This window comes from Pseudomonas sp. FH1 (assembly GCF_000510895.2).
GTDB lineage: Bacteria > Pseudomonadota > Gammaproteobacteria > Pseudomonadales > Pseudomonadaceae > Aquipseudomonas > Aquipseudomonas azotoformans_A.
The window spans coordinates 18,262-27,476 of record NZ_AOHM01000011.1; the positions used below are offsets into that span (position 1 = coordinate 18,262).

11 protein-coding genes are annotated in these 9,215 nt (G+C 58.2%); 6 read left to right on the forward strand and 5 right to left on the reverse strand.

Annotation, left to right across the window (positions count from 1 at the left end; all coding sequences use genetic code 11):
* Positions 1 to 12: 12 nt before the first annotated feature.
* The 3 genes from H096_RS05170 to H096_RS05180 all read right to left on the reverse strand — a co-directional run bounded on the left by H096_RS05170 (position 13) and on the right by H096_RS05180 (position 2,023).
* Entirely contained in the window at positions 13 to 957 is a 945-nt protein-coding gene (locus H096_RS05170; RefSeq protein ID WP_033897134.1) for an alpha/beta hydrolase fold domain-containing protein, read from the reverse strand.
* Entirely contained in the window at positions 957 to 1,397 is a 441-nt protein-coding gene (locus H096_RS05175; protein ID WP_033897135.1) for a TspO/MBR family protein, read from the reverse strand. The genes H096_RS05170 and H096_RS05175 overlap by 1 nt, the downstream gene beginning before the upstream one ends.
* Before the next feature lie 65 nt (positions 1,398 to 1,462).
* Positions 1,463 to 2,023 (reverse strand): nucleotidyltransferase family protein, encoded by a 561-nt coding sequence (locus tag H096_RS05180; protein WP_033897136.1) that lies wholly within the window; start codon positions 2,021 to 2,023, stop codon positions 1,463 to 1,465.
* A gap of 179 nt (positions 2,024 to 2,202) precedes the next feature.
* Here H096_RS05180 and H096_RS05185 point away from each other — a divergent pair, with 179 nt between their 5' ends.
* A complete protein-coding gene (locus H096_RS05185; protein WP_033897137.1) occupies positions 2,203 to 2,622 on the forward strand; it encodes a putative adhesin in 420 nt (139 codons plus the stop codon).
* Between the two features lie 48 nt (positions 2,623 to 2,670).
* On the opposite strand, the gene H096_RS05190 is transcribed toward H096_RS05185, so the two are convergent.
* The gene (locus H096_RS05190) at positions 2,671 to 2,904 is read right to left on the reverse strand and encodes a hypothetical protein (protein WP_033897138.1); all 234 of its coding nucleotides are present in this window, start codon (positions 2,902 to 2,904) and stop codon (positions 2,671 to 2,673) included.
* Between the two features lie 450 nt (positions 2,905 to 3,354).
* Between H096_RS05190 and H096_RS05195 the strand changes: the two genes are divergently transcribed.
* The 3 genes from H096_RS05195 (at position 3,355) to H096_RS05205 (ending at position 6,387) form a co-directional block, all read left to right on the forward strand.
* On the forward strand, positions 3,355 to 4,002 hold the full coding sequence (locus H096_RS05195; protein ID WP_033897139.1) for a hypothetical protein: 648 nt from the start codon (positions 3,355 to 3,357) through the stop codon (positions 4,000 to 4,002).
* Between the two features lie 132 nt (positions 4,003 to 4,134).
* The gene (locus tag H096_RS05200; protein WP_033897140.1) at positions 4,135 to 4,836 is read left to right on the forward strand and encodes a DUF5677 domain-containing protein; all 702 of its coding nucleotides are present in this window, start codon (positions 4,135 to 4,137) and stop codon (positions 4,834 to 4,836) included.
* A gap of 318 nt (positions 4,837 to 5,154) precedes the next feature.
* Positions 5,155 to 6,387, forward strand: coding sequence for a serine hydrolase domain-containing protein (locus H096_RS05205; protein WP_033897141.1), 1,233 nt, complete (start codon positions 5,155 to 5,157; stop codon positions 6,385 to 6,387).
* 44 nt (positions 6,388 to 6,431) lie between these two features.
* On the opposite strand, the gene H096_RS05210 is transcribed toward H096_RS05205, so the two are convergent.
* Positions 6,432 to 7,316: a LysR family transcriptional regulator gene (locus H096_RS05210; protein ID WP_033897142.1), complete on the reverse strand. Its 885-nt coding sequence runs from the start codon at positions 7,314 to 7,316 to the stop codon at positions 6,432 to 6,434.
* A 101-nt stretch (positions 7,317 to 7,417) separates the two neighbouring features.
* Between H096_RS05210 and H096_RS05215 the strand changes: the two genes are divergently transcribed.
* Positions 7,418 to 8,407 carry a zinc-dependent alcohol dehydrogenase family protein gene (locus H096_RS05215; RefSeq protein ID WP_033897143.1) on the forward strand — a complete coding sequence of 330 codons (990 nt, stop codon included), beginning with the start codon at positions 7,418 to 7,420 and terminating at the stop codon, positions 8,405 to 8,407.
* A 337-nt stretch (positions 8,408 to 8,744) separates the two neighbouring features.
* Positions 8,745 to 8,975 carry a DUF6124 family protein gene (locus H096_RS05220; RefSeq protein ID WP_033897144.1) on the forward strand — a complete coding sequence of 77 codons (231 nt, stop codon included), beginning with the start codon at positions 8,745 to 8,747 and terminating at the stop codon, positions 8,973 to 8,975.
* Positions 8,976 to 9,215 lie beyond the last annotated feature (240 nt).

The following is a 9,215-nucleotide window of genomic DNA, read 5'->3' on the forward strand; positions in this document are numbered from 1 at the left end:
GGGAGCGCAAGGTTACCCGGATGAAGGAAGATTGAGTACTCCCCCACCGACGCGTTGACTGATCCACCGGCGGCTGTAGGCAAGCACACTCGCCCCCATCGCCACCGGAAAATGAATAAACCCATGGGCCGCCTCCGGCAGCAAATGCGCCTCCGCCCCCGGCCATCGCTCGGCTATCAGCAGCGTGTCATCCTTCAACGGGTCCAGCTCACCCACGAACATCAACGCCGGCGGCAAGCCGTCGAAGTCGCCATACAAGGGTGACAACGGCGGCTGGCGTCGCGCGTCGTCGCTCAACCCCGGCGTGAGCAGGCGCAGCGCCTCGACCATGCCCGGCCCGTCCAGCAACAAGGTGTCGGGCCCCGCTGTGCGCACGCTGGGTGTGCCGGTCAAGTCGTAGACGCCGTAATACAACACCGCCCCGCTCACCCGCTGGAGCAGCGCTGGCCATTGCTTCAACGCCAGCAAGGTCGCCGCCGCCAGGTGCCCGCCGGCCGATTCGCCGACGACGATCACCGGTAAGCCGGCAAACTCCTCAGTGGTGAGCAGCCACCGCGCCGCCGCCAGGCAGTCGTCCATCAGCCCTTCGACCGGCGTGTCGACCGCCAGCCGATAATCCACCGACACCACCGCCACGTCACAGGCGTTGACCATACCCAGGTTGAGGTCGTCATCCATCTGCGCATTGCCGATCACCCAGCCGCCACCGTGGATATCCAGCACCACGCCCTTGGGCTTGCCGCTGGGGCGCAGGATGCGTACGGGGACGGTGTCGACGTAGTGGGTGTCAGCCAGAGGGGCTTTCTTGATCGTTTGACTGACCCGCAACAGCGCCTGGATCAAACGCGGCGTGACGCGATTGCGGATCTTGAAGCGCGGCAGCCAGGCGAGCTTTTGGTTGAAGCGCCGCATCTCGGCCCGTTCGGGATCGCTGGCGGGCCATGCTTTAACGGCCATCAGCGGTTATTCCGCAGGATCGAGAAGTTCAGCGCCGCCGCCACACACAGCCACGCCAGGTACGGGAACAGGATCAAGCCGGTGATCAGGTCCAACTGCACCGCCAGCACCACCATCGTCGCCACGGTCAGCCACAACACCGCCAGAATCACCATCCCGGCGAGGATGCGATGGGCGCCGAAAAACACCGGCGTCCACAAGGTGTTCAACGCAATCTGCGCCGCCCACAGCGCCAACACGGTTTGGCTGCCCGGAATCAGGCTGAGGCGGTAACCGGCCCAGGCCAGCAGCAGGTAGATAATCGTCCACGCCACCGGGAACAGCCAATTGGGCGGCGTGAAGCTGGGCTTGACCAGGGATTCATACCAGGCCCCCGGTTTGAAGAGCATGCCGGTACTGGCAGCGGCGGCGCAGGCGAGCAGGAAGATGAAGAAGGTCATAGTCGGTCCTTGGCTGGGCGTTTCAAGCTTGGACGTGCAGGACGCGGGTAAAAGTTCACCGCCATTCAGGGTTCCACTATTTGCAGCCAAGGCCAGCGCGCCTGATAACTGCGGGCCTTGTGCATAAACAACTCAGGTTCCGGATGCAGCGGGTTGATGCGCAGCACGCCCTGCGCCACGTCCTCCAGCCCATACGGCGCATACAACTCGCCCGTCGCAACCTCCAAGCCGATGCACGTACCCGCCACCAGGTAACGATCAATCCCCTGTTTGGCCGTGTGCAACTGCGGATAAGGCCGGCCAAAGCGTTCGCCATACCACAGGTGCACCCGCGCCTGGTTCTTTACCTCGACATTGACGCCCAGGTCCTCGAACAACCGCTCGGCCGCCCGGATGACTACGTCTTCGGCCTCGTAGGACAAGTCGGTATCAAAATAGAAAACGTCGTAGTCCTTGACGCCCTGGGCCGCAGGCAAATTCGACTGATGATTCCACACCGCCTGGAACAGGCAGCCCGCCGTGAGAAAGCACTGGTCTACCCCGAGGTCAGGCAGGCGCGCGGTGATTTCGGCGTTGATGGGGTTGGCCATGGCCAGGCTGAGCAAATCGTCGACGGTCAATGTCATGGGCGTTCCTTTCTATCGGGCCAGCGTCAGGCCCCTACTGTAGCGCACCCTCATGACAAGGTTTCTTCGCTATTTTTGCCAGCGGTTGGAATATTCCCCCCACCCCGAACGTTCTGAATTCAACTCGCGCCCTCCTGCGAAGGGGCGCTCGGCACACCTTGAACGAGCGGGGAATCATCATGGCGATTGTATTGTCGGGACATGGCTTGGCCTGCGGGGACGGGTTCCCGCCTTTTGCACTACCGAGGGGGTTTACGCTGTATTTCTGGACCGCCGACGGCATTCCCATCCGCGATAACGTGGCGGGCCGGATCGAAGCCGACCCCGCGTCGATGAACCCGCGCCTGGCCCCTAACGTCGTGTCCCGAGGCGGGCTGGTGAAGGATTACTGGTTGCTGGACTCCACCAACCCGCCGCTGACGATCAACCCCACGCCGCCGCCTCACACGCAGTTGATCGCCGGCGCCGGTGACGTCTGGCGGTTGAGCGAGATCATGGCGTCCTATGAAGCCAAGGGCTGGGGCGACATCAATAACCCCACACCGGTGCATTGGTGCGCCTGCCGCAGCAACTTGCCGGCGCCCGCTTGGCAACAGTGACTCAGGCCGTTCAATCCGGACCCGAGGAAACCGGTTCGGCGCTAGCGCCTAGCCCTTCAATTCCGTTGCCCGGTTGCTTGCCGCGTCGTCGTAGGCCACATACAGCGACTCGGCGATCTGGCTTTTGATCGCCTTGGTGGCTTCCAGCCCGAGCACAAAGCCTTCGGCCTTGCCGCCAGCACGATTGAGTTCTTCATAGGTGGCGGCGCCGGTAATGGCGTCGAGGAGCTTGGTGGCGTGAGGGCCTACGCCTTTTGGGAGGGAGATCTGGTCAATGGACATGGGCGATACCTTGCAAGAGGGAGATCGGTAGCGCGTGGAACCACTGCCGGGGTGGGCATGGTAGACCTGTTTCGAGGGAGAGGGGCTGCTTTTGACCTACTACCACCATCATTGGGCAATACACAGTGACACCATATTGACACCACTCCCTCACAGACGTAATCCTATCTAGATACAGACAGCCCTTGACAGCGAGGCTGAGCAAAATTGTGTGCCGGGAAGCGCACATGTGGGCCCCCTCAAAAGAACTCACGTAAGAAAACACAATACAAACAGATCAAACCGAGCCCCCCCTCAAACCATGAACAACCTGTAACATATAACATCCATCGGACGGAAGTAATGAATAGACTATGCTACTACTGCAATGCCCCTTCTAAAACTCTAGAGCACGTACCTCCAAAGTGCCTATTCCCGAAAGGCACAAAGAAAAACTACAGAATCAACTTAATGAAGGTGCCCTCTTGCGACCTGCACAACTCAAATAAATCTGGCGACGATCAATATATGATGGTCTATTTTGCTGCGCGTGCAAAAGGCCTCGACTATGAAAAGCTTCGCCCACACATTGATAAAACCGTCAAAACCATCCTCCGAAAACCCCATTTTTTAAGCGAATATACTGATCAGATAAAGATAGTCCCAAAAGTCGACGGACAGCCCTACTTGACTAATGTCGACTGGCACAACCCTCAGAACCACATTGAGCTAAAAAGCAACTACGAACGCATCGGAAACTTTCTGGCTGCTGTCGCTCGCGGCGTTCTTTTCTACGACAAAGGAATACAGTGGGAGGGTGCGGTACTGGTACTACCTCATTTCCTGGGAACGCTGGAAACTGATGACGGAGCCAGCATTACAACAATTAATGAAATCATGATAGACCCTAATTTCTCAACTGGCGACAACCAAGAGATATTCTTTTACAGAACTAAAAGCCACGACAACAACAGAATAAAACACATTGTAGATATGTGTTTCTACAATGAAATGAAGGCAACATGCTTATTCATGCCAAGAGAAATGCGCGCACAAGTTGAAGATAAATTTGTCACAGCCAATTTTGTTCGCTGGGTTGACTATGAGCCTTCACTATAAAGTCACCTATAGGTTCAAAAGTACTTTTGCCTCGCAAGAGTAATTTAACCAATCAGTGCAGGAAAACAGTGCGGTGCACATCTATCAAAAACTGATGGCCCGCCGCGACTAAAACAGCTTAAGGATACGCGCATGTACAACAACCTACCGATTAAAGATTATGTTACCTCGGGCAGCGAAGGTGATCTGAAACTCGCGCTAGAAAACCTTCAAGATAAAATCGCGTTGATGATGGACTGGGTAGATGCTAACTGCATCAGAAATGATGAAAGCATTGCGCTTCTAAATCTATTATCTGCAAACTCACAATGCGCAAACATTTTTCATACATCCATTGGCAATCACATTTCAATTTTAGCACTAGCCACTCGCAATCTTTACGAATTAAATCTCACAACTCGCTCAATCATTAAAAGTAAAGAAAACCTCAACAACTGGAACTCAGAAGCTATAACAGATAAAATCCAAGTACTGGAAGGCATATTGAGCATCCACACAGCATCGGACTTGCCTCAGCAAAGAAAAATACTAACTACGGAAATCAACAGACTAAAGGATCTTAGAAAAAAATATGAGCTCCCTGAAATAAAAACACCTGCCTCAGCGGGCCAAGTAGCAAAGGATCTAGAGTCAACCGACGAGCATAAGAGCTTGTACAAACTGTTCTCAAAGATCGTCCACCCAAGCTCATATCTAGTAAATGACCACAAGAATTCAGCCTCTATCGAAACAATCATGATCCTTCAAATACAAGGACAAATTTACATTCACGACACACTTTCAAAGATCTCTGAACACTTGAATATCCCTGATACAATCACTGAGCAGGCGTAAAGACCAAATACTCTGTTGATGGCCGTACTGTCTTTATGAAAACCTCCAGAGATTGAGCCCGCCCCGTAGTGGCCCATCGTGAAGGGCTGCTACGACCCATAGCCTCCTCCGGTCGAGGGCGACAGGTTCATCCAGCCCAATGGCAAAAATAGGAAAAATCAAAAAGCCCAAATCCCTCCCCCTGTCCCAATCCCACGCATCAACCGGCCCGATCCCGCGCGCCAAAAAAAATCACCCACCGCATGCTGGCTCCGGCATGCCAGCGTCGCTGACGTGCAGCAGCCCTTAAGACCGACCCACAATAACAAAGAGGTTCTTATGCCCGTGCTCCCGCGCTTCAAGCGCCGCGCCCTACCCGTGTTGATGGGCGCCGCAACACTCTCGCTGTCGCTGTCCGCCTGCGCGTCCCCGCCCCATCCCCATGCCCAGGAACCGATTGGCGACGTGCAGGCCATCTACGACGGCAAACTCAGCCCCGAACTGGCGGTGACCACCTTCCGCAATACCGACCGCTTGTTCCCGGTGCGCACCATCAAGGCTGGCGGTCATCCGTTCCCGCTGCCGCGCAGCAACCAGCCATTGGCTCCGGTGGCCTTCGACTTCAAAGGCAAGCACTACAGCCTCGACGACTACGTGACCACCAACCGCGTCACCGGGCTGCTGGTGCTCAAGGACGGCAAGATCGTCGACGAGCGCTACGCCCACGGCAACACCGCCGAGACCCGCTGGATGTCGATGTCGGTGGCCAAATCCGTCACCTCCACCCTGGTGGGCGCGGCCCTTCAGGACGGCTCGATCAAAAGCCTGGACGACAAAGTCACCCACTACCTGCCCGCCCTGGCCGGCAGCGCCTACGACCAGGTCACCGTGCGGCAGATATTGGCCATGCGCTCCGGGGTCAAGTGGAACGAGCAATACACCGACCCCACCTCCGACGAACGCCACCTGATCCAACTGCGCAGCGAGCAGGTGACCGGCTCCCTGCTCAAGTTCATGGCTACCCTCTCCACCGCCGCGCCACCGGGCACCCGCACCAACTACAGCACCGGCGAAACCCAAGTGCTGGGCCAACTGGTCAGCGCCGCCGTGGGCAAGCCCCTCACCCAATACCTCAGCGAAAAAATCTGGGCACCCTACGGCATGCAGACCGATGCCAAATGGTGGCTCGACGGCGCCAACGGCAACGAAGTCGGCGGCAGCGGCATCAGCGCGACGCTTGAGGACTACGGCCGCTTCGGCCAATTCGTACTCAGCGGCGGCAAGGCCGGTGGCAAGCAAGTATTGCCGGAAGGTTGGTTGAGCTTCGCCAGCGCGGTCACCGGTTCAGATGGCGCCTACGGCGAGTTCGCCTCCATGTGGTGGCCGGGCTGGACCGACGCGTCCAAGGCCGACAAAGCCTTCACCGCCGCCGGCACCTTTGGCCAGTACGTCTATATCAACCCGACCAAAAACGTGGTGATCGTGGTGTGGCAGGCCCAGACCCAACCCACGGGCGGCAAAGTGATCGACGACATGGTCGCGTTTGACGCCATCGCCAAGGTGCTGCCGTAACAGAAAAGGGGGCGAGCCATTCTGACGCTGGCCCGCCCCCTTGATCACCGCCCCAACACCCCTTTTACAAACTCCACAAAACTGCGCACCTTCGGCGTCACCTGCCGACCCGCCGTGTACAGCAAGTTCATCGGCAAAACCGGCACACTGTAACCCGGCAATAACGCCACCAACGTGCCCTTGCGCAGCGCGTCGTTCACCAACTCCTGGGGCAACAACACCACACCCAGCCCGGCCACCGCCGCCGAGAGCAGCGGGTCGCCCTGATTAATCGTCAAACGGCTTGTAATCGGCACCTCCACCCGCCCCTCCGGCCCGTCGAACTGCAAGTGCGAGCGCCCATCCGAATAGGCAAACGCCAGGCATTCATGCTCCTGCAAATCCCAAGGGTTGGTGATGCTCGGCCGCCGCGCCAGGTAGGCCGGCGCCGCGCACAACACCATCTGATAAGGCTTGAGGGGCAAGGCGGTCAGGCCGCTGTCGGCCAGCTCGCCGATGCGGAACACCACGTCGTAGCCGTCTTCCACCAGGTCGATCAGCTCGTTGGACAAGGTCAGGTCCACCGACACCTGCGGGTACTTGACCATGTACTCCAGCAAACGCGGCGCCAGGGTGCTCACGCCAAAGGTGACCGGCGCATTGATGCGCAAGCGCCCACTGGGCACGCCACGGGTGACGGCGGCCATTTCTTCGGCGGCATCCATGTCGGCCAAAATCAGCTTGGCGCGCTGGTAAAACGTGCGCCCAAAATCCGTCAGGCTCTGCTTGCGCGTCGTGCGGTTGAGCAGCGACACACCCAGGTGCTGCTCCAGCATCTTCACCTGCTTGCCGATCAACTGCGGCGACAGGTTCAACTCATCCGCCACCGCACTGAACGAGCCCAGTTCCACGGCTTTGACGAACGTGGCCATCAAGGTAAGGCGGTCCATTGGAAACCCGTTGTTTCTAGTGTTGCGCCATCCTAGGCCTTTATCCCACGCCTTCCCAAGCCTAAATTGAACGTCTTATCGATCAACATTGAGGCTTCCCCATGCCACGCATTGTCCGACTCCACGCCTACGGCGACGCCAGCGTCTTGAAACTCGAAGACATCGACGTACCCGCCCCCGCCGCCGATGAAGTGCAAATCGACGTCAAAGCCTTCGGCCTCAACCGCGCCGAAGTGATGTTCCGCAACCACGCCTACCTGCAAGAAGCCGAATTCCCCAGCCGCCTCGGCTACGAAGCCGCCGGCGTAGTCACCGCCATCGGCGCCAACGTCAGCGACCTGAAGGTGGGCGACGCCGTCAGCGTCATCCCACCCCTCGACATCGCCCGCTGGGGCACCTACGGCGAAGTCGCCAACGTGCCCGCCCACCTCACCGTCAAACACCCGCAAAACCTCAGCTTCGTCCAAGCCGCCGCCTCGTGGATGCAATACGTCACCGCCTGGGGCGCCCTGGTCGAACAAGCCAAACTCACCCAAGGCGACTTCGTACTGGTGACCGCCGCCTCCAGCAGCGTCGGCCTCGCCGCCTTCCAGATCGCCCGCAGCGTCGGCGCCACCGCCATCGCCGTCACCCGCACCCGCGCCAAACAACAAGCCCTGCTCGACGCCGGCGCCCACCACGTCATCGTCAGTGATGAAGAAGACCTGGTGCAACGCGTGATGCAACTCACCGACGGCAAAGGCGCCCGCGTCGTGTTCGACCCCATCGGCGGGCCGGGCTTCGAAGCCCTCACCCAGAGCATGTCCCAGGGCGGGATCTTGCTGGAGTACGGCGCACTGAGTTCCGAGCCGACGCCGTTTCCGTTGTTTACCGTGTTGGGCAAATGTTTGACGCTCAAGGGGTATTTGTACGCCGAGATCGTCGCTGACCCGGCTGCGTTGGAACGGGCTAAAGCGTTCATCTTGGACGGGCTGGCGTCGGGCGCGTTGGCGCCAGTGATTGCGAAGACGTTTGCGTTGGATGAGGTGCAGGATGCGCACCGGTATTTGGAGGCGAACCAGCAAGTGGGCAAGGTGGTGGTGACGGTGTGAGGGCAGTGTCCTAGGACATTTCCCAAAGCTGGGCAGTGGGTTGCCCGATTGCCTACGCCTGCGTCAGAATCCGCCGGCTTGTGCGCTGGGGTGGTGGAATCTATGGTTGCGCGGTCGCTGAATTTTTCGGTGATCGGGTTTAGTAGCCCACGGTTTAACCTAACAAGTGCATGAGCATCACCGTCAGACGGCCTCCGTCTGCGCTTGATGGTGGCTGTGCGCAGGGCGCCCTAGGGCGCGCCGGTTTTGTTAGGTTCCACCGGTCTACTAACCTGCGTACAGCTGCCGCCTTTTCGTTTAGTAGCGATGAGGCATGGCCCAAGTAAGGAACTTAACAATGGTTAACGATCCAGCAGCGCTCTTCATCGTCGCTCCCGACGCCAGCAACGAAACTCTCATCACCAACAGCTACGAAACCTTCACCTCGGTCAGCACCCTGTTACTTGACCTGTCCGAAGATCTGACCGGCAAACACCGTGATATTGCGTTGGCCATTCACCAACTGAGTGAGCTGGGCGTACTGCTCACAGCCAGACTTCTAGACCGAGAAGCACCCTGCCCCAACTAGCGAAAGCTCCTTTAACCCATCGAGCCGGCTTGGTTACCACGTTGTTGAGTGCCACCAACTGATGGCCTTGATGGATCTTGCGGGCCTCAGCGCACATACGGAACCTACAGCACTGCCAGACGGCAGTTTACTCATGCGATAAGGCCCGACTCTGACGCCTTAGCGTTTGCTAGCACCTGAGTGTGATCTCGTCTAAGGAAACTCTGAAAAAGACTTCCAAATCTGGTGAGATACGGCTGT

Bases quoted from the DNA above. Each gene is read 5' to 3' on its own strand.
- H096_RS05170 (WP_033897134.1), bottom strand. From the start codon at position 957: ATGGCCGTTAAAGCATGGCCCGCCAGCGATCCCGAACGGGCCGAGATG.
- H096_RS05175 (WP_033897135.1), bottom strand. From the start codon at position 1,397: ATGACCTTCTTCATCTTCCTGCTCGCCTGCGCCGCCGCTGCCAGTACC.
- H096_RS05180 (WP_033897136.1), bottom strand. From the start codon at position 2,023: ATGACATTGACCGTCGACGATTTGCTCAGCCTGGCCATGGCCAACCCC.
- H096_RS05185 (WP_033897137.1), top strand. From the start codon at position 2,203: ATGGCGATTGTATTGTCGGGACATGGCTTGGCCTGCGGGGACGGGTTC.
- H096_RS05190 (WP_033897138.1), bottom strand. From the start codon at position 2,904: ATGTCCATTGACCAGATCTCCCTCCCAAAAGGCGTAGGCCCTCACGCC.
- H096_RS05195 (WP_033897139.1), top strand. From the start codon at position 3,355: ATGAAGGTGCCCTCTTGCGACCTGCACAACTCAAATAAATCTGGCGAC.
- H096_RS05200 (WP_033897140.1), top strand. From the start codon at position 4,135: ATGTACAACAACCTACCGATTAAAGATTATGTTACCTCGGGCAGCGAA.
- H096_RS05205 (WP_033897141.1), top strand. From the start codon at position 5,155: ATGCCCGTGCTCCCGCGCTTCAAGCGCCGCGCCCTACCCGTGTTGATG.
- H096_RS05210 (WP_033897142.1), bottom strand. From the start codon at position 7,316: ATGGACCGCCTTACCTTGATGGCCACGTTCGTCAAAGCCGTGGAACTG.
- H096_RS05215 (WP_033897143.1), top strand. From the start codon at position 7,418: ATGCCACGCATTGTCCGACTCCACGCCTACGGCGACGCCAGCGTCTTG.
- H096_RS05220 (WP_033897144.1), top strand. From the start codon at position 8,745: ATGGTTAACGATCCAGCAGCGCTCTTCATCGTCGCTCCCGACGCCAGC.